Source organism: Stappia sp. TSB10GB4 (assembly GCF_900185745.1).
In the GTDB taxonomy this organism is placed as follows: Bacteria; Pseudomonadota; Alphaproteobacteria; order Rhizobiales; family Stappiaceae; genus Stappia.
The window spans coordinates 32,969-55,699 of the sequence record NZ_FYAV01000073.1 but is presented as its reverse complement, the minus strand read 5'-3'; the positions used below and the strand labels follow the sequence as shown (position 1 = coordinate 55,699).

At 68.3% G+C, this 22,731-nt stretch carries 25 protein-coding genes and 2 tRNA genes; all 27 read left to right on the top strand.

Annotation, left to right across the window (positions count from 1 at the left end):
* The coding region (locus TSB10GB4_RS21205) for an SPOR domain-containing protein (RefSeq protein WP_186397351.1) at positions 1–408 on the top strand (408 nt) is incomplete at its 5' end.
* A gap of 136 nt (positions 409–544) precedes the next feature.
* Positions 545–1,567 (top strand): beta-N-acetylhexosaminidase, encoded by a 1,023-nt coding sequence (nagZ, locus tag TSB10GB4_RS21200; RefSeq protein WP_186397350.1) that lies wholly within the window; start codon positions 545–547, stop codon positions 1,565–1,567.
* A gap of 27 nt (positions 1,568–1,594) precedes the next feature.
* Complete coding sequence (locus TSB10GB4_RS21195; RefSeq protein ID WP_186387928.1) at positions 1,595–2,464, top strand: ScpA family protein; 870 nt, start codon at positions 1,595–1,597, stop codon at positions 2,462–2,464.
* 91 nt (positions 2,465–2,555) lie between these two features.
* Positions 2,556–3,224 carry an SMC-Scp complex subunit ScpB gene (scpB, locus tag TSB10GB4_RS21190; RefSeq protein WP_186397357.1) on the top strand — a complete coding sequence of 223 codons (669 nt, stop codon included), beginning with the start codon at positions 2,556–2,558 and terminating at the stop codon, positions 3,222–3,224.
* Positions 3,208–4,335, top strand: coding sequence for an ABC transporter ATP-binding protein (locus TSB10GB4_RS21185; RefSeq protein WP_186397349.1), 1,128 nt, complete (start codon positions 3,208–3,210; stop codon positions 4,333–4,335). The genes scpB and TSB10GB4_RS21185 overlap by 17 nt, the downstream gene beginning before the upstream one ends.
* 88 nt (positions 4,336–4,423) lie before the next feature.
* On the top strand, positions 4,424–4,654 hold the full coding sequence (locus TSB10GB4_RS21180) for a twin-arginine translocase TatA/TatE family subunit (RefSeq protein WP_186387930.1): 231 nt from the start codon (positions 4,424–4,426) through the stop codon (positions 4,652–4,654).
* A gap of 95 nt (positions 4,655–4,749) precedes the next feature.
* Entirely contained in the window at positions 4,750–5,229 is a 480-nt protein-coding gene (gene tatB, locus TSB10GB4_RS21175) for a Sec-independent protein translocase protein TatB (protein ID WP_186397348.1), read from the top strand.
* Complete coding sequence (tatC, locus tag TSB10GB4_RS21170; protein WP_186397347.1) at positions 5,226–6,011, top strand: twin-arginine translocase subunit TatC; 786 nt, start codon at positions 5,226–5,228, stop codon at positions 6,009–6,011. The genes tatB and tatC overlap by 4 nt, the downstream gene beginning before the upstream one ends.
* 61 nt (positions 6,012–6,072) lie before the next feature.
* Positions 6,073–7,353 (top strand): serine--tRNA ligase, encoded by a 1,281-nt coding sequence (serS, locus tag TSB10GB4_RS21165; RefSeq protein ID WP_186397346.1) that lies wholly within the window; start codon positions 6,073–6,075, stop codon positions 7,351–7,353.
* Positions 7,353–8,114: a 5'/3'-nucleotidase SurE gene (surE, locus tag TSB10GB4_RS21160; RefSeq protein WP_186397345.1), complete on the top strand. Its 762-nt coding sequence runs from the start codon at positions 7,353–7,355 to the stop codon at positions 8,112–8,114. Before serS ends, surE begins: the two co-directional genes overlap by 1 nt.
* A gap of 49 nt (positions 8,115–8,163) precedes the next feature.
* The gene (locus TSB10GB4_RS21155) at positions 8,164–8,886 is read left to right on the top strand and encodes a protein-L-isoaspartate(D-aspartate) O-methyltransferase (RefSeq protein WP_186397344.1); all 723 of its coding nucleotides are present in this window, start codon (positions 8,164–8,166) and stop codon (positions 8,884–8,886) included.
* A 209-nt stretch (positions 8,887–9,095) separates the two neighbouring features.
* Positions 9,096–10,325: a M23 family metallopeptidase gene (locus tag TSB10GB4_RS21150; protein ID WP_208984915.1), complete on the top strand. Its 1,230-nt coding sequence runs from the start codon at positions 9,096–9,098 to the stop codon at positions 10,323–10,325.
* 214 nt (positions 10,326–10,539) lie between these two features.
* A tRNA-Asp gene (locus TSB10GB4_RS21145) sits at positions 10,540–10,616 on the top strand.
* Between the two features lie 44 nt (positions 10,617–10,660).
* Positions 10,661–10,737 (top strand) — tRNA-Asp (locus TSB10GB4_RS21140).
* A 225-nt stretch (positions 10,738–10,962) separates the two neighbouring features.
* Positions 10,963–11,844 (top strand): class D beta-lactamase, encoded by an 882-nt coding sequence (locus TSB10GB4_RS21135; protein WP_186397343.1) that lies wholly within the window; start codon positions 10,963–10,965, stop codon positions 11,842–11,844.
* 232 nt (positions 11,845–12,076) lie between these two features.
* Complete coding sequence (locus tag TSB10GB4_RS21130) at positions 12,077–12,442, top strand: NADH-quinone oxidoreductase subunit A (protein WP_186397342.1); 366 nt, start codon at positions 12,077–12,079, stop codon at positions 12,440–12,442.
* Positions 12,433–13,011 carry an NADH-quinone oxidoreductase subunit B family protein gene (locus tag TSB10GB4_RS21125; RefSeq protein ID WP_186387938.1) on the top strand — a complete coding sequence of 193 codons (579 nt, stop codon included), beginning with the start codon at positions 12,433–12,435 and terminating at the stop codon, positions 13,009–13,011. Before TSB10GB4_RS21130 ends, TSB10GB4_RS21125 begins: the two co-directional genes overlap by 10 nt.
* Before the next feature lie 65 nt (positions 13,012–13,076).
* Entirely contained in the window at positions 13,077–13,682 is a 606-nt protein-coding gene (locus tag TSB10GB4_RS21120) for an NADH-quinone oxidoreductase subunit C (RefSeq protein ID WP_371328927.1), read from the top strand.
* Positions 13,683–13,690: 8 nt separating this feature from the next.
* Positions 13,691–14,875, top strand: a complete 1,185-nt coding sequence (locus TSB10GB4_RS21115) for an NADH-quinone oxidoreductase subunit D (protein ID WP_186397341.1) — start codon at positions 13,691–13,693, stop codon at positions 14,873–14,875.
* Positions 14,875–16,119 carry an NADH-quinone oxidoreductase subunit NuoE gene (gene nuoE, locus TSB10GB4_RS21110; RefSeq protein WP_186397340.1) on the top strand — a complete coding sequence of 415 codons (1,245 nt, stop codon included), beginning with the start codon at positions 14,875–14,877 and terminating at the stop codon, positions 16,117–16,119. The genes TSB10GB4_RS21115 and nuoE overlap by 1 nt, the downstream gene beginning before the upstream one ends.
* Positions 16,120–16,134: 15 nt before the next feature.
* The gene (nuoF, locus tag TSB10GB4_RS21105) at positions 16,135–17,439 is read left to right on the top strand and encodes an NADH-quinone oxidoreductase subunit NuoF (protein ID WP_186387941.1); all 1,305 of its coding nucleotides are present in this window, start codon (positions 16,135–16,137) and stop codon (positions 17,437–17,439) included.
* 87 nt (positions 17,440–17,526) lie between these two features.
* A complete protein-coding gene (gene nuoG, locus TSB10GB4_RS21100; RefSeq protein ID WP_186397339.1) occupies positions 17,527–19,626 on the top strand; it encodes an NADH-quinone oxidoreductase subunit NuoG in 2,100 nt (699 codons plus the stop codon).
* Between the two features lie 12 nt (positions 19,627–19,638).
* Positions 19,639–20,697 (top strand): NADH-quinone oxidoreductase subunit NuoH, encoded by a 1,059-nt coding sequence (nuoH, locus tag TSB10GB4_RS21095; RefSeq protein ID WP_186388036.1) that lies wholly within the window; start codon positions 19,639–19,641, stop codon positions 20,695–20,697.
* A 23-nt stretch (positions 20,698–20,720) separates the two neighbouring features.
* Entirely contained in the window at positions 20,721–20,960 is a 240-nt protein-coding gene (locus tag TSB10GB4_RS21090; RefSeq protein WP_186387943.1) for a hypothetical protein, read from the top strand.
* 143 nt (positions 20,961–21,103) lie between these two features.
* A complete protein-coding gene (nuoI, locus tag TSB10GB4_RS21085; protein WP_158192388.1) occupies positions 21,104–21,592 on the top strand; it encodes an NADH-quinone oxidoreductase subunit NuoI in 489 nt (162 codons plus the stop codon).
* A 126-nt stretch (positions 21,593–21,718) separates the two neighbouring features.
* Positions 21,719–22,333, top strand: a complete 615-nt coding sequence (locus TSB10GB4_RS21080; RefSeq protein WP_186397338.1) for an NADH-quinone oxidoreductase subunit J — start codon at positions 21,719–21,721, stop codon at positions 22,331–22,333.
* 84 nt (positions 22,334–22,417) lie between these two features.
* Entirely contained in the window at positions 22,418–22,726 is a 309-nt protein-coding gene (gene nuoK / locus TSB10GB4_RS21075) for an NADH-quinone oxidoreductase subunit NuoK (RefSeq protein ID WP_067215325.1), read from the top strand.
* Positions 22,727–22,731 lie beyond the last annotated feature (5 nt).

Genomic DNA, 22,731 nt, shown 5'->3' with positions numbered 1-22,731 from the left:
CGCAGCCCGCAGGCGCCGCTGGACCTGACGGCGCAGGCCCCGCGCGTGCCGACCACGCCGGCGCCCGCCCAGCCGCAGCCGGCGGCAACGCAGGCCCCTGCGACGCAGGCCCCCGCGACACAGGCCTCCACGCCGGCGGCGAGCGGCGGCACGATCCCGGCCGGCACCTATATCGTTCAGGTCTCGTCGCAGCGGACCCGGGAACAGGCGCAGACCGCCTTCAACGACCTGCAGCGGCGCTACGGCTCCGTGCTCGGCGGCGTCTCGCCGGTGATCGAGCAGGCCGATCTCGGCGACCGCGGCACCTTCTACCGGGTACGCATCCCGACCTCGTCGCGCGACGACGCCATCTCGCTGTGCGAGCGGTTGAAGTCGGCCGGCGGCGACTGTTTCGTGCGCCGCAACTGACGGAACGCGCCCCGTAGCGAGGCCAGACATGCAAACGGGCGGACCGGGGAACGGCCCGCCCGTTTTCGCGAGCCCAAGCCTTCCACCCCATGACCGACGCCTTGAGGCGGCCGGACGACAACGGGATTTCCAGCCGATGACCAAGGCCTTCATCACCGGATGCGCCGGCCAGGGCTTAAGCGAGGATGAGCGCGCGTTCCTGGCGTGCGAGCGGCCCTGGGGCCTGATCCTGTTCGGCCGCAACTGCCACTCGTCCGAGCAGATCGCCGCGCTGTGCGCCGACTTCCGCGAGAGCGTCGGGCGGGCCGACGCGCCGGTGCTGATCGACCAGGAAGGCGGGCGGGTGCGCCGCCTGCGCCCGCCGCTGGTCGGCGACTATCCGGCCGGCGCGGTCTATGGGCAACTGCTCGCCCGCGACCGCGAGGCGGGCCTCAGGGCCGCGTTCCTGGGCGGCCGGCTGATCGGCGACGACCTGATCGGCATGGGCATCACGGTCGACTGCGCGCCGATCCTCGACGTGCCGGTGGCCGAAACGAGCCCGGCGATCGGCGACCGCGCCTATGCCGCATCGGCCGACGATGTGGCGGCGATCGGCCGCGCCTTTGCAGACGGGCTGCTCGCCGCCGGGGTGCTGCCGGTGATCAAGCACATGCCCGGTCATGGCCGGGCGAGCGTCGACAGCCATTACGAGTTGCCGGTGGTGGAGGCGGGGCTTGCCGAGTTGCAGGAGACCGATTTCGCGCCGTTCCGGGCGCTGGCCGACCTGCCGCTCGGCATGACCGCGCATGTGATCTTCACCGCCGTCGATCCCGAGCGCCCGGCGACCCAGTCGGCGCCGGTGATCGAGACGATCATTCGCGGGACCATCGGCTTCGATGGGCTCCTGATGAGCGACGATCTGTCGATGAAGGCGCTCGGCGGCGAGGTAGGCCAGCGGGTGCGGCGGCTGTTTGCCGCCGGGTGCGACATGGCGCTCCACTGCAACGGCGAGATGGCCGAGATGACGGCTGTGGCCGATGCCAGCCCGGAATTGACCGGCGAGCCCCTGCGGCGGGCGCAGGCGGCGCTGCGGGCAAGGCCGCAGCCGGCGCCGCTCGACCGGCGGGCAGCGCGCGCCGAATTCGACGCCTTGCTGGCGGAGGCGCGCGCTCTGTCCTAAAAGGTTGGAAACCGATTGGGGGCAGGGGTGCAGGACACCTTTTTCGAGGATCCGGATCCGGCAAGCGTCGCGGCAGACCGCGCGTTGAGCGATCCGGCGCTGGTGGTGGATGTCGACGGCTTCGAAGGGCCGCTCGACCTGCTGCTGACGCTCGCCCGCAAGCAGAAGGTCGATCTCGCCCGCATCTCGATCCTGGCCTTGGTCGAGCAATATCTGGACTTCGTCGCCGAGGCGCGGCGGCTGCGGCTGGAACTGGCGGCCGACTATCTGGTGATGGCGGCCTGGCTCGCCTATCTCAAGTCGCGCCTGCTGATCCCCGAGCAGAAGCACGAGGACCAGCTTTCGGGCGAGGAGATGGCGGCCGCGCTCGCCTTCCGCCTGCGCCGGCTGGAGGCGATGCGGCAGGCGGCGGCAAAGCTGATGAACCGCAACCGGCTGGGGCGGGACATCTTCGCCCGCGGCCTGCCCGAGGCGGTGTCGATTTCCCGGCGCGGCGCCTGGTCGGCGACGCTCTACGACCTGCTGACCGCCTATGCGGCGCAGCGCCAGCGCACCTCGGTTACCTCCGTTCAGGTGCTCCGCCGCACCGTCTGGTCGCTGCAGGAGGCCCGCGACCTGCTGACACGGATTGTCGGATTGCATATGGACTGGGTGCCGCTGGACGCCTATCTGTCAAGATACATGGGTGACGGCAGCCAGGCGAGCACGGTGCTGGCCAGCACCTTTTCGGCAAGTCTCGAACTCGTGCGCGAGGGCGAGCTGGAATTGCGCCAGGCAGAGCCCTTCGCCCCGCTCTACCTGCGGCGCCGGCCCGATCCGGGCGACCGCGAGCCAGGCTACCGGGAACCGGGAGACGGCGGGGCGGCGGCCGGCGAGGGCGGAGAGAACGAGGCGTGACGTGACGAGCGGCCGGGAGCAGGCAGCACAGGGCGAGAGCGCATTGCTGGCGGGGGAGGGCGGCGCGCTGCCGCTCGGCGACCTGCAGGCGATGCCGGATTCCTCGCCCGACAGCGGACTGCGCATGGTGGAGGCCCTGCTCTTCGCCTCGCGCGACCTGCTCAGCGTCGAGGAGATCGCGGCAAGGTTGCCGCTAGGTGCCAATGTTCCCGCGCTGATAGAGGCGCTGCGCCGCGCCTATGCCACGCGCGGCGTGAATGTTGTGGAAATCGGCGGCAAGTTCGGCTTTCGCACGGCGGAGGATCTCGCCTATCTGCTGTCGCGCGAGCAGGTGGAGGAACGCAAGCTCTCCCGCGCGGCGCTGGAGACGCTCGCCATCATCGCCTATCACCAGCCGGTGACGCGGGCGGAGATCGAGGAGATCCGCGGCGTTTCGACCTCCAAGGGCACGCTCGACGTGCTGCTGGAAACCGGCTGGATCCGCATGCGCGGGCGGCGCCGGACGCCGGGACGGCCGGTGACCTATGGCACTACGGAGGCGTTCCTGGAGCATTTCATGCTGACATCGGTCGGCGATCTGCCGGGGCTGGAGGAGCTGAAGGGATCGGGCCTGCTCGACAGCGCCGTGCCGGCCGGCTTCACCGTGCCAGTGCCCGACGATTCCTCCGAGCTGCGCGAGGAGGAAGACCCGATCGACGAGAACGAACTGTTCGACCTGATCCGACAGGAGGATGACCCGACAGATGACCGCAACGGCTAAAGCCCTTCCCGCCGAGACCCCGGCACCGCGCTGGGGCACCCGTGGCACCGCCGGCGCGACGATCGCCGCGCGGCTCGCCTTCGAGGCGGTAAGCCATGCCTATGGCCATCTGGCGGCGGTGCGCTCGGTGTCGCTGACGGTGGAGCCGGGCGAGGTGCTGTGCCTGCTCGGCCATTCCGGCTGCGGCAAGACCACCTTGCTGCGGATCGCCGCCGGAGTGGAGCGGCAGTCGGCCGGGCGGGTGCTGATCAACGAGCGGGAAGTTGCGGGGCCGCAGGCGTTCCTGCCGCCGGAGCGGCGCGGCGTCGGCCTGATGTTCCAGGACTATGCGCTGTTCCCGCATCTGACGATCGCCGAGAACGTCGCCTTCGGCCTGACCCATCTGGCGCGGGCGGAGGCACGGAAAACCGCGCTGACGGCGCTGACCAGGGTCGGCCTTGCCGCGCATGCCAACGACTATCCGCATGCGCTGTCGGGCGGCGAGCAGCAGCGCGTGGCGCTGGCGCGGGCGATTGCCCCGCGGCCCGGCGTGCTGCTGATGGACGAGCCGTTCTCCGGCCTCGACCGGCGCCTGCGCGACACGGTGCGCGACGAGACGCTGGCGGTGCTGCGCGAGACGCGGGCGACCTGCGTGATGGTCACCCACGATCCGGAGGAGGCGATGCGCATGGGCGACCGGATCGCCCTGATGCGCAAGGGCCGCCTGGTGCAGGTCGGCAGCGCCGACGACATCTACAACCGGCCGGTCGACATGTTCGCCGCGCGGTTCTTCTCCGAGCTGAACGAGCTGGAGGCGGTTGCCGGCGACAACGAGGTGGAGACCGCCTTCGGCCGCTTCGCCGCGCCCGGCCTTGCCAAGGGCATGGCGGCCGATGTCTGCGTGCGTCCGCAAGGTATTCTGCTCGGCGAGCCGGGCGAGGGCCTGCGCGGGCGCATCACGCGCCGGCGCTTCATCGGCGAGGTGGACCTGGTGGAAGTGGCGGTGGAGGGGCTCGACCTGCCGCTCCACGCCAGGATCCGCGACGGCGGCCGCTTCGCCGTCGGCATGGATGTCGGGGTGCGCCTCGACGCGCGCGACGTGATCGCCTTCCCGCGCGAGCGCGCGGAATAGGGCCGAGGGTTCGGTTGCGGTGGCGACCGCTTTGTTGCAATAGTGCCGCGCCGGGGCGCGTGCACCGGAAGACCAGGGAGTTGGGCGTATGGGTATCAGCATTTGGCAGATCCTGATCATCGCGGTGATCGTTGTTCTGCTGTTCGGCCGCGGCAAGATCTCCGAGCTCATGGGCGACGTCGCCAAGGGCATCAAGAGCTTCAAGAAGGGGCTCAACGAGGACGACGAGGCGGAGACCGCCAGTCGCAAGACGATCGATCACAAGGCCGACGAGACCGTGGTCACCAGCAAGTCCGAGGACAAGTCCCAGGCCGGCTGAGCACCAGCGGCACCCGGGGACCGGCCCGCAGTCCGCCCGTCAGGGCGGCGCGTGGACGCGGACACTGACCTTTCGAGCGCGGAAAACGGACCGAGATGTTCGACATCGGCTGGACGGAACTGATTGTTGTCGCGGTCGTCATGATCCTTGTCGTGGGACCGAAGGACCTGCCGCGCATGCTGCGCACGTTCGGCCAGACGATCGGCAAGGTGCGGCGGATGGCCGGCGAGTTCCAGTCGACCTTCAACGAGGCCTTGCGCGAGGCCGAGCAGCAGGCCGACATCGCCGACATGAAGAAGCAGGTCGAAAAGGCGGCGAATTTCGACCCGCTCGGCGACATCAAGAAGTCCATCGAGGCGGATTTCAAGACGCCGAAACCGGCGCCGAAGAAGCCGGCGGAGACCGCCGCGCCAGCGGTGCCGGCTGCGGAAACCGCCAAGCCGGGAAACGCGGCTTCGGGCGAGGCAGCCTCGGAGAGCGCGCAGGACGCCGCGACGCCGTCCGACAGCGACACGGCCAACACGACGACAGCCAATACGGCGGCGGCCAACACGGCGAGTGACAGGACGGCATGAGCCAGGAAGACATCGACGCCTCCAAGGCGCCGCTCATCGAGCACTTGATCGAACTGCGCAGCCGGCTGCTGAAGTCGGTGGTGGCGACGCTGATCGCGTTCCTCGTGTGCTTCTATTTCGCCAAGGACATCTACAACATCCTCATCATCCCGTATGAGAATGCCGCCGGCCATCCGGTGGAGATGATCTATACCGCGCCGCAGGAGCTGTTCTTCACCCAGTTGAAGCTCGCCTTCTTCGGCGCGCTGTTCGTCGCCTTCCCGGTGATCGCCGGCCAGCTCTACATGTTCGTCGCCCCCGGCCTCTACAAGCACGAGCGCGGCGCCTTCCTGCCGTTCCTGGTGGCGACGCCGATCCTGTTCGCCATCGGCGCCTCGCTGGTGTTCTTCCTGGTGATGCCGCTCGCCATGGGCTTCTTCCTGTCGATGGAGCAGGACGGCTCGGGCGGCACCGCCAAGATCCAGCTCATGGCGCGGGTGAGCGAGTATCTCGGCCTGATCATGACGCTGATCTTCGCCTTCGGCCTGGTGTTCCAGTTGCCGGTGCTGCTGACCCTGCTCGGCCGTGTCGGCCTGGTCAGCGCCGACGGGCTGAGGACCAAGCGCAAGTATGCCATCGTCGTCGCCTTCGTCGCGGCGGCGGTGCTGACCCCGCCGGACCCGATCAGCCAGATCGGCCTTGCACTTCCCACCCTGCTTCTCTACGAAGTGTCCATCATCTGCGTCAGGCTGGTCGAGAAGAAGCGGGCCGAGCGGGAGGCCGCCGCCGAGGCGGAGGCCTGACCCGGGGCTGCGACGGACGATCCGCCATCACGGCGCGCCGGCAGCTATCCCGGGGTTTCTCATGTTCGACATCAAGTGGATCCGCGACAATGCGGCGGCCTTCGACCGCGCCATGAACCGGCGCGGGCTGGGGCCGCAGGCGGCGCGGCTGATCGCCATCGACGACCGGCGGCGGGCGCTCGTCGCCGAGCTGCAACAGGCGCAGGAGCGGCGCAATGCCGCCTCGCGCGAGATCGGCAAGGCGAAGGCCTCCGGCGACGAGGCCGCCGCCCAGGCGGTGATCGACGAGGTGGCGAGCCTCAAGGCGAAGATCCAGCAGGGCGAGGAGCAGGAGCGGCAGATCGATGCCGAACTGCAGGATGCCCTGTCGGTGCTGCCCAACATGCCGCATGACGACGTGCCGGACGGCAAGGACGAGAGCGACAATGTGGAAGTGCGCCGTGTCGGCACGCCGCGGGCCTTCGACTTCCAGCCGAAAGAGCATTTCGAGATCGCCGGCGCGCTGCCGGGCCTTGCCTTCGAGCGGGCCGCGCGCATCGCCGGCGCGCGTTTTGTCCTGCTGCAGGGCCGGCTTGCCCGGCTGGAGCGGGCGCTCGGCCAGTTCATGATGGACCTGCAGACCGGCGAGCACGGCTATATGGAAGTGTCGCCGCCGCTGCTGGTGCGCGACGAGGCGCTCTACGGCACCTCGCAGCTTCCGAAATTCGCCGAGGACCTTTTCAAGACCACCGACGGGCGCTGGCTGATCCCGACCGCCGAGGTGCCGCTGACCAACATGGTGGCCGGCGAGACGCTGGACGAGGCGGAACTGCCCTTGCGCGTCACCGCGCTGACCCCGTGCTTCCGCTCGGAAGCCGGCTCGGCCGGGCGCGACGTGCGCGGCATGCTGCGCCAGCACCAGTTCTGGAAATGCGAGCTGGTGTCGGTGACCCGCGCGGAAGACTCGCTCGACGAACTGGAGCGGATGACCGGCTGCGCCGAAGAGGTGCTGAAGCGGCTCGGCCTGCCCTACCGGGTGATGGCGCTGTCGGCCGGCGACATGGGCTTCGGCGCGCGCAAGACCTATGACATCGAGGTCTGGCTGCCGGGGCAGGACGCCTATCGCGAGATTTCGAGCTGCTCGGTCTGCGGCGACTTCCAGGCCCGGCGGATGAACGCGCGCTATCGCCCGCAGGGCGAGAAGGGCCTGAGGTTCGTCCACACGCTGAACGGCTCCGGCCTTGCCGTCGGCCGCGCGCTGATCGCCGTGCTCGAAAACTACCAGAACGCCGACGGCAGCATCACGGTGCCCGAGGCGCTGCGGCCGTATATGGGCGGCATCGACATGATCGAGGGGCTGTGATGCGTATCCTGCTGACCAATGACGACGGCATCCACGCGGCCGGCTTCGCCGCGCTGGAACAGATCGCCCGGGAGCTGACCGACGACGTGTGGGTGGTGGCGCCGGAGACCGACCAGTCGGGCGTCGCCCATTCGCTGACCCTGCATGATCCGCTGCGCCTGCGGGAAATGGGCGATCGCCGCTACTCCGTGCGCGGCACGCCGACCGACTGCGTCATCATGGGCGTGCGCGAGATCCTGACCGACAAGCGGCCGGACCTGATCCTGTCCGGCGTCAACCGCGGGCAGAACGCGGCCGACGACGTGACCTATTCCGGCACCATTGCCGGCGCCATGGAAGGCACGCTGATGGGCGTGCGCTCCATCGCCCTGTCGCAGGGCGTCGCCTGGGCGAAGGGGGCGCCGGCCGACTATTCCTGCGCTCTCGCCCACGGGCCGGCGCTGATCGACCGGCTGCTGGGCTTCAGCTTCCCGCCCGACACGCTGCTCAACGTCAACTTCCCGGCCTGTCGCGCGGAGGAGGTCGAGGGCATCGAGGTGACCCGCCAGGGCAAGCGCAAGGTCAGCGAACTCGGCGTCGATGCGCGCACCGACGCGCGCGGCGTGCCTTATTTCTGGCTCGGCTTCCGCAGCGCCCAGGAGGATCCGCCGCGCGACACCGACCTTTCGGCGATGGCGCACAACCGGATTTCGGTGACGCCGCTGAAGCTGGACTTGACGGCGCACGACCTGCTCGGCGAACTGAAGGACCTGCTCGGCTGACGGCGCGTCTCGCGCCCCCGGCCGGCGATGGCCGAGGGAGGAGAGGCTGGTGAGCGATACGGGAGACGGCCGCGAGAACGGCTGGTCCGCCGATGGCGAGGACCCGCGCAGCGCCGCCGAGCGGCAGGCGGAGGCCGACCGCGAGGCGACCGCCGCGCTGATCCTGCGCCTGCGCTCGCAGGGCATCCGCAACACGCGGCTGCTCTCGGCGATGGAGCGGGTGCCGCGCCGGCTGTTCCTGTCGGCCGAGCTGCAGCGCCACGCGGGCGAGGACACCGCGCTTCCCATCGAATGCGGCCAGACCATCTCGCAGCCGAGCCTCGTCGCGCGGATGACCGATGCGCTGGACGTCCAGCCCGGCCACAAGGTGCTGGAGATCGGCACCGGCTCCGGCTTCCAGGCGGCGATCCTCGGCCTGATGGCGGGCGAGGTGCACAGCATCGAACGCTACCGCACCCTGGTGGACCTCGCGCGCGAGCGGCTGGCCTCGCTGCGCATCGACACGGTGCGGGTGCATCACGGCGACGGCATGGAGGGCCTTGCGGAGCAGGCGCCGTTCGACCGCATCATCGTCACCGCCGCCGGCCCCGAAATCCCCGCCGCGCTGGTCGAGCAACTGGCCGAGGGTGGCAAGCTGATCATGCCGCGCGGGCCGAGCGGCAGCATCCAGCGGCTGGTGCTGGCGGAGAAACAGGGCGGCCGGCTGTCGGAAAAGGTGCTGGCGGACGTGCGCTTCGTGCCGCTGGTCGAAGGGGTCGCCAGCCGGCTGTAATCGCGCTTGGGCGCTGCGAGGGGCGGCAGGGCGCGTGCGAGAGTTCCGGCACAAAACGCAAATTGGTTTACGGCGAAGCAGCGACTTTAAGTCTTTATCAACGTTACCGGCATTTAATCGACATCATGAACTCAGGTGTCTTCAGTCCGAGTAGCGCCATGACAATGCAGGTTCTTCGCCCCAGATCCCGACTGCTTGCGCAGACTGCCGTGGTGCTCGTGCTTGCCGCGCTCGCGGGAGCCTGCAGCGGCGGCGTCGAGCGGTTCGCGGAGCCGATCTTCACCGGCAATACCGACAATCAGCGCGCGATGCTGGGCAGCAAATCCCAGCCGAGCTACGACAGCGTGGTGGCCGGTCCCAGCCAGAGCGCCAGCGCGGTGCAGCGGTCGACGCTGCCGCCGCCGCCAGGCGCCAACCAGCAGGTCTCGACCGGCTCGATCACTCCGATGCGCAGCACGGCCCCGGCGCCCGCGCAGGCCTCGTTGCCGGCCAGCGCCACGGCGGCGCCGGACGGCGCGCCGGTGCGCACGGTGCGCGGCTGGACGACGGCGGGCGCCACCCAGGTGACGGCCCGCCAGGGCGATACGGTCTCCGGCCTGTCGCGGCGCTACGGCATTCCCCAGAACGTGCTGGCCGACATCAACGGCGTCGGGCCGAACGACGGTTTCGCCGCCGGCCAGCGGGTGACCATCCCGACCTATGTGCACGGCGCCCCGAATGTCGCGGCCGCCGCCCCGGCGCAGCCGACGCGCCTGCCGGCGGCCGGCGGCTCGCCGGGCGTCACCGGATCGATTTCCGGCAACGGCACGCTTGCCAGTGCGCCGCGGCCGCAGGCAAAGCCCGGCGCACGGGTCGCCGCCGCGACCTCGGCGCAGCCTGGCAAGGCCAGTGGCAGCCAGCCCAAGAGCAAGCCCTCCGCCCTGTCCAGCCGGCCGACCCAGCCGGTCGCCGCCGCTCCGACGACGCCGGTCACCCCGGCGGTCGCCCGCAGCGAACCGGCTCCGGTGGCGCCGGTCGCGGTTACCCAGGACAGCGAGCCGGCGCCGGCCGCCAATGGCGAGCGGCGGTTCCGCTGGCCGGCGCGGGGGCGGATCATCTCCGAGTTCGGCCCGAAGCCGGGCGGGGCGCATAATGACGGCATCAACCTCGCCCTGCCGGAAGGCACCGAGATCAAATCGGTGGAAAACGGCACGGTGATCTACTCGGGCAACGAGCTGAAAGGCTTCGGCAACCTGGTGCTGATCCGTCACGACGACGGCTGGGTCTCCGCCTATGCCCATAACAGCGCGCTGCTGGTGAAGCGGGGCGACAGCGTCCAGCGCGGCCAGACCATCGCCCGGGCCGGGTCCACCGGATCGGTCAGCCAGCCGCAGCTCCACTTCGAGCTGCGCCGGGGCAACAAGCCGGTCGACCCGATGAAGTATCTCGCGAGCCTGTAACGGTTTTCGCCCGCCGGTCACGCGCGGAGCGCGACGGAACGCTGCAACGGACGCGCCTTGCCGGGCGCGTCCGTTTCGTTTTCCACAAGCGGGGAGGGCGCGGGCCAAGCCACTTCGCACAATCGTCACATGCGGGGCCGCTTGCGCTTGACTTGGCGCGCGGGGCGCCGTACATCACCGCCACTCCCGGCGGCCAAGCGTCGCCAAGAGGTGAGCGGGTGTAGCTCAGTTGGTTAGAGTGCCGGCCTGTCACGCCGGAGGTCGCGGGTTCGAGCCCCGTCACTCGCGCCACTCACCTTTTACGGGAGCCTTTCGCAGCACTGCGAAGCGGGCGAGCGGGTGTAGCTCAGTTGGTTAGAGTGCCGGCCTGTCACGCCGGAGGTCGCGGGTTCGAGCCCCGTCACTCGCGCCACTCGCCCCTTTTTCTTTCTCCTGACAGTCCAGACTTATCCAGACCGGACGCACGGGCGACCGACAGGCCTTCGGGCCGCGTCGTCACTTTGCGTGCGGACGTTCGTGCGTCTCCTGTGCGCAAGCCGCGCCCGGACACATTGTCGCAACAATTGCGTGGCCGCTTCGCTGCTTGCGTGCGGCTGCAAGGCCGGGAGCAAGCGGACCACGTGGGGAGGGGAGAGCGATGGCGCGGATCACGGGCACGGCACTCGCGGTTCTGGTTCTGACGGTTCTGGCTCTGGGGGCTCTCGCTCCAGGGGCTGCAGCGCCGGCGCAGGCGGGCGCCCTTTGCACGATGGTGATCGAATCGGCGAGCCGCGCGGTGCTGCTGGAAGAGGGCGACTGCGCCGTTCGCGTCACGCCGGCCTCCACCTTCAAGGTGCCGCTCGCCGCTATCGGCTACGAGGAAGGCGTGCTGAGCGATGCGCATGCGCCGGTGTGGACCTGGGCCAAGGGCGAGGTCGACTGGGGCGGCGATCCCTGGCGCGGCGACGTCGATCCCATGCATTGGATGGACTATTCCGTCGTCTGGTACTCCCAGCGCATGGCGCGGCAGCTCGGCCATGCGGTGCTGGAACAGCGCACGCGCGCGCTCGGCTTCGGCAATGCCGACTTCTCAGGCGATCCGGGGCAGGACAACGGGTTGGAGCGTGCCTGGATCGCCTCCTCGCTGACGGTCTCGGCGCGCGAGCAGGCGCTGTTTCTCACCGGGCTCCTGAACCGCACGCTGCCGCTGTCGGAGGGCGCGCAGGCGCAGGCCGAAGCCCTGCTGCCGGCGCATGATGCGGGCGAGGGCTGGACGCTGACGGGCAAGCCCGGCGGAGCCTATCCGCAGCGCGCCGACGGCAGCTTCGACCGTTCGCGCGGCTTTGGCTGGTTCGTCGGCTGGGCCGAGGCGAAGGGCGAGGAGAACGGGCGGCGGCTGGTCTTCGTGCGGCTGGTGCAGGATGAGACGCGCGAGCGCGGCTCGCCGGGGCGGCGCGCCCGCGCGGCCTTCCTGGAGGAATGGCCGGCCATCGCAAAGCGCCTGCCTGCCGATGGTCCGCCGCTTTCCAGCAAAGACTGACGCAGGGGCCTTTCGCGCCCGAAAAAAACCGCTTTCGATTACACCGTCGTCGGACTTGCGTTGCGATTGAGCGTGGGCTAAGCGTGCCCCATGGGCACAGGCGGGAGCGTGCCTCCACGCGCATCCGCCGCAATCGCCGGGAGAGGGACCGGCTGCGCGTCGCGCGGCCGGGAATGTCGCAGGCAGCGCAGGCTGTCGCGGCGCAAAAGGCCCGGCGGAAGGACATTAGGACATGGAAGAGCTCCTGAGAGATTACGTTCCGATCCTCGTCTTCATCGGGGTTGCGCTCGTCATCGGCCTCGCGCTTTTGATTTCGCCGTTCCTGCTCGCCTACAAGAATCCCGATTCGGAAAAGCTGTCGGCCTACGAGTGCGGCTTCAACGCCTTCGACGACGCGCGCATGAAGTTCGACATCCGCTTCTATCTGGTCGCGCTGCTGTTCATCATCTTCGACCTGGAAGTGGCATTCCTGTTCCCCTGGGCGGTCGCGTTCGGCGATCTCGGCTGGTACGGCTTCTGGTCGATGATGGCCTTCCTCGGCGTGCTGACCGTCGGCTTCATCTACGAATGGAAGAAGGGGGCCCTGGAATGGGACTGACCTCGCAGCAGCCGCTCATCGCCCAGGCCCCGAAGGGCGTCCTGGACCCGGCCACCGGCAAGCCTGTCGGGGCGAACGATCCGTTCTTCATGGAGATCAACGACGAACTGGCCGACAAGGGCTTCGTCGTCACCGCCACCGACAATCTGATCCAGTGGGCGCGCACCGGCTCGCTGATGTGGATGACCTTCGGTCTCGCCTGCTGCGCGGTCGAGATGATGCAGATGTCGATGCCGCGCTATGACGCCGAGCGCTTCGGCTTCGCGCCGCGCGCCTCGCCGCGCCAGTCGGACGTGATGATCGTCGCCGGCACGCTGACCAACAAGATGGCTCCGGCCCTGCGCAAGGTCTATGACCAGATGCCGGAGCCGCGCTATGTCATCTCCATGGGCTCCTGCGCCAATGGCGGCGGCTATTACCACTACTCCTATTCGGTGGTGCGCGGCTGCGACCGGGTGGTGCCGGTCGACATCTATGTTCCCGGCTGTCCCCCGACCGCCGAGGCGCTGCTCTACGGCGTTCTTCTGCTGCAGAAGAAGATCCGCCGCACCGGAACGATCGAACGCTGAACGCCGCCAGCGGAGCGCCGGCCCGGCCGGCGCGCCTCCCGCAAGCGACTAGACGGGTCAGGATCATGGACGAGACGCTCGCCGAGCTTGGCGAACACATTCAGGCGCATCTGGGCGATGCCCTCGACGGCTACAAGGTCGCGTATGGGGAGCTGACGCTCGTCGCGCGGGCTTCCGAGATCGTCCAGGTGGTGCGGTTCCTGCGCGACGATTCCAGTTGCCAGTTCGTCAACCTGACGGACCTGTGCGGCGTCGACTGGCCGAAGCGGGACAACCGCTTCGACGTGGTCTACCACTTCCTGTCGCCGAAGCAGAACCTGCGCATCCGCGTCAAGGTGATGGCCGACGAGGAGACGCCGGTGCCCTCCATCGTCGACGTGTTCCCCGGCGCGGAATGGTTCGAGCGCGAGGCCTATGACATGTATGGCATGCTGTTCTCCGGCCATCCGGACCTGCGCCGCATCCTGACCGACTACGGCTTCGACGGCCACCCGCTGCGCAAGGATTTCCCGCTGACGGGCTATGTCGAGGTTCGCTACGACGACGAGAAGAAGCGGGTGGTGTATGAGCCGGTGCGGCTCACCCAGGAATTCCGCGACTTCGACTTCATGTCGCCTTGGGAGGGTGCGGACTACATCCTGCCCGGCGACGAAAAAGCCAAGACCAATTGAGGCAGCCGATGGCAGAGGCTCAGGTCCGCAACTTCAACATCAATTTCGGCCCGCAGCATCCGGCGGCGCACGGCGTGCTGCGCCTTGTGCTGGAGCTGGACGGCGAGGTGGTGACGCGCGTCGATCCGCATATCGGCCTGCTGCATCGCGGCACCGAGAAGCTGATCGAGCACAAGACCTACCTGCAGGCTGTGCCCTATTTCGACCGGCTCGACTATGTCGCGCCGATGAACCAGGAGCATGCCTTCGCGCTGGCGGTCGAGAAGATGCTCGGCATCACCGTGCCCAAGCGCGGCCAGCTCATCCGCGTGCTCTATTCGGAGATCGGCCGGCTGCTGTCGCACCTGCTCAACGTGACGACGCAGGCGCTCGACGTCGGCGCGCTGACCCCGCCGCTGTGGGGCTTCGAGCCGCGCGAGGAGCTTATGGTGTTCTACGAGCGCGCCTCGGGCTCGCGCATGCATGCCGCCTATGTGCGGCCGGGCGGCGTGCACCAGGACCTGCCGAAGGATCTGCTCGACGACATCTGGGACTTCTGCGATCCGTTCCTGCAGACGCTCGACGACATCGAGGGCCTCCTGACCGACAACCGCATCTTCAAGCAGCGCAACGTCGATATCGGCGTGGTGTCGCTGGAGGACGCCTGGGCGCGCGGCTTCTCCGGCGTCATGGTGCGCGGGTCGGGCGCGGCCTGGGACCTGCGCAAGGCGCAGCCCTATGAGTGCTATGCCGAACTCGATTTCGACATCCCGATCGGCAAGAACGGCGACTGCTACGACCGCTATCTGATCCGCATGGAAGAGATGCGCCAGTCGGTGCGGCTGATGAAGCAGTGCCTGGAGAAGCTGACGGTGGAAAAGGGGCCGGTGTCGTCGGTCGACGGCAAGGTGGTTCCGCCCAAGCGCGGCGAGATGAAGCGCTCGATGGAAGCGCTGATCCACCACTTCAAGCTCTACACGGAAGGTTACCGCGTGCCGGAAGGCGAGGTCTATGCGGCCGTCGAGGCGCCGAAGGGCGAGTTCGGCGTCTATCTCGTCGCCGACGGCAGCAACAAGCCCTATCGCTGCAAGATCAAGGCCCCCGGCTTTGCCCATCTGCAGGCGATGGATTTCATGTGCCGTGGACACCAACTGGCCGACGTGTCGGCGGTGCTCGGCTCCCTCGACATCGTGTTCGGAGAGGTTGACCGGTAATGGCCGTTCGTCGCCTTCACCCTGAGCAGCCCGCGAGCTTCGCCTTCACGGCGGCCAATCTGGAATGGGCCAGGAACATCATCGCGCGCTATCCCGACGGCCGGCAGGCCTCGGCGGTGATCCCGCTGCTGTGGCGGGCGCAGGAACAGCATGACGGCTGGCTGCCCGAGCCGGCGATCCGCTATGTCGCCGAAATGCTCGGCATGCCGGACATCCGCGTGCTGGAGGTCGCGACCTTCTACACGATGTTCCAGCTCGCCCCGGTCGGCAAGAAGGCGCATATCCAGGTCTGCGGCACGACGCCCTGCCAGTTGCGCGGCGCCGAAGACCTGATCCGGGTGTGCAAGTCGAAGATCGCCGCTCATGCGCACGAGCTGTCGGCGGACGGCGATTTCTCCTGGGAAGAGGTCGAGTGCCTTGGCGCCTGCGTCAACGCGCCGATGGTGCAGATCTTCAAGGACACCTACGAGGACCTGACGCCGGAGAGCCTGGAACAGCTCATCGATGACATTTCCGCCGGGCGCGAGGTGACGCCGGGCCCGCAGAACGGCCGCCGCTTCGGCGCGCCGGAGGGCGGCGCGACGACGCTGACCGGCCTTGCCGACACGACCCGCGGCGGTGATCCGCTCCCCGCAGTGGTGAACGGCGCGGAAGCGGCCTCGCATGCCTTCGCCGGTACCTCGATCAATGCCGGCGGCAGCGACTATAACGGCGTTCCGGGCGCGGCCGAGGCGACCAGCCCCAGCACCAAGGCGCCGGCGCCCCGGCCCGGCAAGCCCGCCGACCTCGCCAAGCCCGAGGCCAAGCCGGAGATCGTGACGACGCTTCCGCGCGTGCCGGCCGATGATCCGGGACCCAAGCCGATGGAGGCGGGACGCCCCATCTCCGCCGTCAAGGGCCATGAGAGCCCGCAGACCAGCCTCGACCTTGCCGGCGGCGTCGCCGGCGAGACGCGGCCTGAGCTGCTGGAGGGCGCGCGCGGCGGCACGGCCGACAATCTGAAGCGGATCAAGGGCGTCGGCCCGAAGATCGAGGGCATCCTCAACGAGCTCGGCGTCTATCATTTCGACCAGATCGCCTCCTGGACCGAGGAGAACAAGGCCTGGGTCGACACACGGCTGAGGTTCAAGGGGCGTATCGACCGCGAGGACTGGATCGCCCAGGCCAAGATCCTGGCGGCCGGCGGCGAAACCGAGTTCTCCAGGCGCGCCGGCAGCGGCGATGCGCCGACCAACGAGTCGTAAGGGAAGGGGATCGCGATGCTGAAGGATCAGGACCGGATCTTCACCAATATCTACGGCCTGCACGACTGGGGCCTCGATGGCGCGCGCCAGCGCGGCCACTGGGACGGCACCAAGGGCCTCATCGACAAGGGCCGCGACTGGATCATCAACGAGATGAAGACGTCGGGCCTGCGCGGGCGCGGCGGCGCGGGCTTCCCGACCGGACTCAAGTGGTCGTTCATGCCGAAGGAGTCGGACGGGCGTCCGGCCTATCTCGTCGTCAATGCGGACGAGTCGGAGCCCGGCACCTGCAAGGACCGCGAGATCCTGCGCCACGATCCGCACACCTTGGTCGAGGGCTGTCTGATCGCCGGCTACGCGATGGGCGCCATCGCCGCCTACATCTATGTGCGCGGCGAGTTCATCCGCGAGCGCGAGCGCCTGCAGGCGGCGATCGACCAGGCCTATGAGGCCGGGCTGATCGGCAAGAACAACAAGAACGGCTACGACTTCGACATCTATGTCCATCACGGCGCCGGCGCCTATATCTGCGGCGAGGAAACCGCGCTGCTGGAGAGCCTGGAGGGCAAGAAGGGCCAGCCGCGGCTGAAGCCGCCGTTCCCGGCCAATGTCGGCCTCTACGGTTGCCCGACGACGGTGAACAACGTCGAGTCGATCGCCGTTGCCCCGACGATCCTGCGCCGCGGCGCTGCCTGGTTCGCCGGGCTCGGCAAGCCGAACAATGCCGGCACCAAGCTGTTCTGCGTCTCCGGCCACGTCAACCGTCCCTGCACGGTCGAGGAGGAGATGGGCATCCCCTTCCGCGAGCTGATCGAGCGCCATTGCGGCGGCATTCGCGGCGGCTGGGACAACCTGCTCGCGGTGATCCCCGGCGGCTCGTCGGTGCCTTGCGTGACGGCCGAGAACATCATCGACTGTCCGATGGATTTCGACAGCCTGCGCGGGCTGGGATCGGGCCTCGGCACGGCGGCGGTGATCGTGATGGACCGCTCCACCGACATCATCAAGGCGATTGCCCGGCTCTCGTATTTCTACAAGCACGAGAGCTGCGGCCAGTGCACCCCGTGCCGCGAGGGCACGGGCTGGATGTGGCGGGTGATGGAGCGGATGGTGGCGGGCAATGCCTCCAAGGAAGAGATCGACATGCTCTTCGACGTCACCAAGCAGGTGGAAGGCCATACGATCTGTGCCCTCGGTGATGCGGCCGCCTGGCCGATCCAGGGATTGATCAAGAACTTCCGCCCGGTGATCGAGGAACGCATCGACCAGTATGTGGCCAAGAGCCGCAAGCCGGCGCAGTCGCTGGCGGCGGCACAGTAAGGCGGCCGTAGAGATGGCCGCGGGAAACAGAACGACACGTTCGCGCGCAACAAGGGCGCTGCGGGCAAGCCGCGAGGGCAGCAAGGCATGAACAAGACGATCTTTGTCGACGGCAAGGAGATCGAGGTTCCGCAGGACTACACGCTGCTGCAGGCTTGCGAGGCGGCGGGTGCCGAGGTGCCGCGCTTCTGTTTCCACGACCGGCTGTCGATCGCCGGCAACTGCCGCATGTGCCTGGTCGAGGTGAAGGGCGGACCGCCGAAGCCGGTGGCCTCCTGCGCCATGAACGTGCGCGACCTGCGTCCAGGCCCTAACGGCGAGCCGCCGGAGGTCTTCACCAAGACCCCGATGGTCAAGAAGGCCCGCGAGGGCGTGATGGAATTCCTGCTGATCAACCATCCGCTCGACTGCCCGATCTGCGATCAGGGCGGCGAGTGCGACCTGCAGGACCAGGCGATGGCCTATGGCGTCGATTCCTCGCGCTACGCGGAGAACAAGCGCGCCGTCGAGGACAAGTATATCGGCCCCTTGGTGAAGACGATCATGACGCGCTGCATCCATTGCACGCGCTGCGTCCGTTTCACCACGGAGGTCTGCGGCGTTGCCGATCTCGGCCTGATCGGCCGGGGCGAGGACGCGGAGATCACCTCCTACCTGGAACAGGCGCTGTCCTCGGAAATGCAGGGCAACGTCGTTGACCTGTGCCCGGTCGGCGCGCTGACCCACAAGCCCTATGCCTTCCAGGCCCGGCCCTGGGAGCTGAAGAAGACCGAGAGCATCGACGTGATGGACGCGGTCGGCTCGGCGATCCGCGTCGACACCCGCGGCCGCGAGGTCATGCGCGTGCTGCCGCGTCTCAACGAGGCGGTCAACGAGGAGTGGATCTCCGACAAGACCCGCTACATCTGGGACGGACTGAAGACCCAGCGCCTCGACCGCCCGTATGTGCGCGTCGACGGCCGGCTGCGCCCGGCGAGCTGGGGTGAGGCCTTCGCGGCCATCGCCGCCAGGGTCAAGGCGTCGAGCCCGGACAAGCTCGCGGCGATCGCCGGCGATCTCGCCAGCGTCGAGGAAATGTTCGCGCTGAAGAGCCTGATGACGGCGCTCGGCTCGGCTAATCTCGACTGCCGCCAGGACGGCACGGCGCTGGATCCGGCGCTCGGCCGGTCCTCCTACCTGTTCAACGCGACGATCGAGGGCATCGAGGACGCGGACGCGGTGCTGATCATCGGCTCCAACCCGCGGCTCGAGGCGCCGGTGCTGAATTCGCGCATCCGCAAGCGCATGCGCATGGGCCCGCTCCCCGTCGGCGTCATCGGCCAGCCGGCCGACCTGACCTATCCGGCAAACTATCTCGGCGCGGGCGCCGAGACGCTGGTGGATCTGGTGGCCGGCAAGCACGGTTTCGCAAAGGTTCTCAAGGACGCCGAGCGTCCGCTGATCATCGTCGGCCAGGGCGCGCTGTCGCGCAGCGATGGCGCCGCCGTGCTGTCGGCGGCGGCCGCGCTGGCGCAGTCGGTCGGCGCGGTCGGTCCCGACTGGAACGGCTTCTCGGTTCTGCACACGGCGGCGGCCCGCGTCGGCGGCCTCGACATCGGCTTCGTGCCGGGCGAGGGCGGCAAGGGCACGGCGGCGATCCAGCAGGCGGCCGGCGAGGGCGCGATGGACGTCGTGGTCCTGCTCGGCGCCGACGAGATGGACATGGGCGCCTTTGGCGGGGCCTTCGTCGTCTATATCGGCACCCATGGCGACCGCGGCGCGCATCGCGCCGACGTGATCCTGCCGGGGGCGGCCTATACCGAGAAGTCGGGCACCTTCGTCAACACGGAAGGGCGGGTGCAGCTCGGCGAGCGTGCCGCCTTCCCGCCGGGCGAGGCGCGCGAGGACTGGGCGATCCTGCGGGCGCTGTCGGCCCAGCTCGGCGCGGCGCTGCCGTTCGATTCGCTCGAGGACCTGCGCAAGGCGCTCTATGCGGCGCATCCGCTGATGGCCGGCATCGATGCCATCGACAGCGATGGCGGCGCGGGCACCGCGAAGGCGGCCGCGCTCGGCGGCAAGATGACCGGCGAGGCGTTCCAGCCGGCGATCACCGACTTCTACCTTACCAATCCGATCGCGCGGGCCTCCGCGACGATGGCCGAGTGTTCGGCCCTCGCCAAGGCACGCGCGGCAGAGGCCGCGGAGTAAACGGGGGCAATGATGGCGGACTTCTGGGCGGATTACCTCTTCCCGCTGATCATCATGGTGGCACAGAGCCTGCTGCTCTTGGTCGCGCTGCTGCTGATCGTGGCCTATATCCTGTATGCCGACCGCAAGATCTGGGCGGCGGTGCAGATCCGGCGCGGCCCGAACGTGGTCGGCCCCTGGGGCCTGCTGCAGTCGTTTGCCGACCTTTTGAAATTCGTGCTGAAGGAGCCGGTGATCCCGGCCGGCGCCAACAAGGGCCTGTTCCTGCTGGCGCCGCTGGTCACCGTGACGCTGGCGCTGACCGCCTGGGCGGTGGTGCCGGTCGCCGAGGGCTGGGTGATCGCCGACATCAATGTCGGCATCCTGTTCATCCTCGCGATCTCCTCGCTCGGCGTCTACGGCATCATCATCGGCGGCTGGGCCTCGAACTCGAAATATCCGTTCCTGTCGGCGCTGCGCTCGGCGGCGCAGATGGTCTCCTACGAGGTGTCGATCGGCTTCGTCATCGTGACGGTGCTCCTGTGCGTCGGCTCGCTGAACCTGTCGGACATCGTCCGGGCGCAGGAAACCGGCCTTGCCAGCGCGCTCGGCGTGCCGTGGCTGGCCTTCCTGAACTGGTACTGGCTGCCGCTGTTCCCGATGTTCGTGATCTTCTTCATCTCGGCGCTGGCGGAGACCAACCGGCCGCCGTTCGACCTTGCCGAGGCCGAGTCCGAGCTGGTCGCCGGCTTCATGGTCGAGTACGGCTCCACGCCCTACATGATGTTCATGCTCGGCGAGTATGTGTCGATCGCGCTGATGTGCGCGCTGACGACCATCCTGTTCATGGGCGGCTGGCTGCCGCCGCTGGACTTCGCGCCGTTCACCTGGGTGCCGGGCTTCGTCTGGTTCCTGCTGAAGTCGCTGCTGGTGTTCTTCATGTTCGCGATGGTCAAGGCGATGGTCCCGCGCTACCGCTACGACCAGTTGATGCGCCTCGGCTGGAAGGTGTTCCTGCCGCTGTCGCTGGCCATGGTGTTCATCGTCGCGGCGGTGCTGATGGCGATGGGTTGGGCGCCGACCGGCGCGTAACGGCCACGCAAGGGGAGGGCGGCATGTCGGTCTCGATAGCCGGACTGATCGGTGCCGCCATCGGCCTCTATGTGGGCTGGATCGACTACAAGATCGTCGTCGGCGTGTTGCGGGCGGCGGCGGAGCGACAGAAGCGGCAGCAGGGCGGGCGCGACAGCCTGCTCGGTCGCTACATGGGCCAGATCCAGATCCTGGTGATGGCCTTCTCGCTGGTCGGGTTTCCGGTGGTCGGATACCTCGCCGGCAGCGCGCTCGCCGGATAGGCGGGCGAAAGTTTCGAGCCGGCGGCCGGGGACGGCATGCCGGCGCAGTTCAAGGATTTGGCCGCTCGCGGTCCGCGCCTTTGCGAAAGGCTCGCGGGACCGATGCGGGGCCAGAGGAAAACGTAACCACGGGGCTCGACGCCATGGCACTGCAACAGGCGGCAAAATCGCTTCTGCTGAAGGAGTTCGTCTCGGCCTTCTTCCTGGCGATGCGCTACTTCTTCAAGCCGAAGCCGACGATCAACTACCCGTTCGAGAAGGGGCCGGTGAGCCCGCGCTTCCGCGGCGAGCACGCGCTGCGCCGCTATCCGAACGGCGAGGAGCGCTGCATCGCCTGCAAGCTGTGCGAGGCGATCTGCCCGGCCCAGGCAATCACCATCGAGGCTGGCCCGCGCCGCAACGACGGCACGCGGCGCACGACCCGTTACGATATCGACATGGTCAAGTGCATCTATTGCGGCTTCTGCCAGGAGGCCTGTCCGGTGGATGCCATCGTCGAGGGACCGAACTTCGAGTTCGCCACCGAGACGCGCGAGGAACTCTACTACGACAAGGACAAGCTGCTGGCGAACGGCGACCGTTGGGAGCGGGAGATCGCCAGCAACATCGCGATGGACGCGCCTTATCGCTGAGGCGCGAGGAGTGGACGGCGCGCGGCCCGTGGTCTAAGACGAGGCCGACCCGCGCCGGACACGCCATTCAACTGGAGCCGCGAAGCGGCTGCGACTTAAACGGGGACGACGGGGGCACACCGCGACATGGTCCTGCAAGCCATCTTCTTCTATCTCTTCGCCACGGTTGCCGTGGCGTCGGCCTTCATGGTCATCGCCTCGCGCAATCCGGTCCACTCCGTCCTGTTCCTGATTCTCGCCTTCTTCAACGCCGCCGGCCTGTTCATCCTGCTCGGGGCCGAGTTCCTGGCGATGCTGCTGATCGTCGTCTATGTCGGCGCGGTGATGGTGCTGTTCCTGTTCGTGGTGATGATGCTCGACGTCGATTTCGTCGAGATGCGCCAGGGCTTCCTGCAATACATGCCGGTGGGCGGGCTGATCGGGCTGATCCTGCTGGCCGAGCTGCTGTTCGTGCTCGGCGCCTGGGTGATCTCGCCGGAGATCGCCGGCACCGCGGCAGCGCCCGCGCCGCTGCCCGCCGACATGTCGAACATCCGCGCCCTCGGCGAGCTGATCTACACCCGCTACATCCTGTTCTTCCAGACGGCCGGCCTGATCCTGCTGGTGGCGATGATCGGCGCCATCGTGCTGACGCTGCACCACAGGAAGGGCGTCCGGCGGCAGGACATCTCGGCGCAGGTCGGCCGCACGCGCGAGGCGTCGGTCGAGGTGCGCAAGGTCGAAACCGGCAAGGGGATCTGAGGATCCCACCACTCGCATTCACGGTGCGCGCCCGCCCGGGCCGTGCGCCGAAGGTCTCACTCGGGGGAGCATCACGAGGCGCCCATGGAAATCGGTCTGTCACACTATCTGGCGGTCGCCGCGATTCTGTTCACCATCGGAATCTTCGGCATCTTCCTGAACCGCAAGAACGTGATCGTCATCCTGATGTCGGTGGAGCTCCTGCTGCTCTCCGTCAACATCAACCTGGTCGCCTTCTCGGCGTTCCTCGGCGATCTGGTCGGGCAGGTCTTCGCGCTGCTGGTGCTGACCGTCGCCGCCGCCGAGGCGGCCATCGGCCTTGCGATCCTGGTGGTGTTCTACCGCAACCGCGGCTCGATCGCGGTTGAAGACGTCAACATGATGAAGGGGTAAGGGCA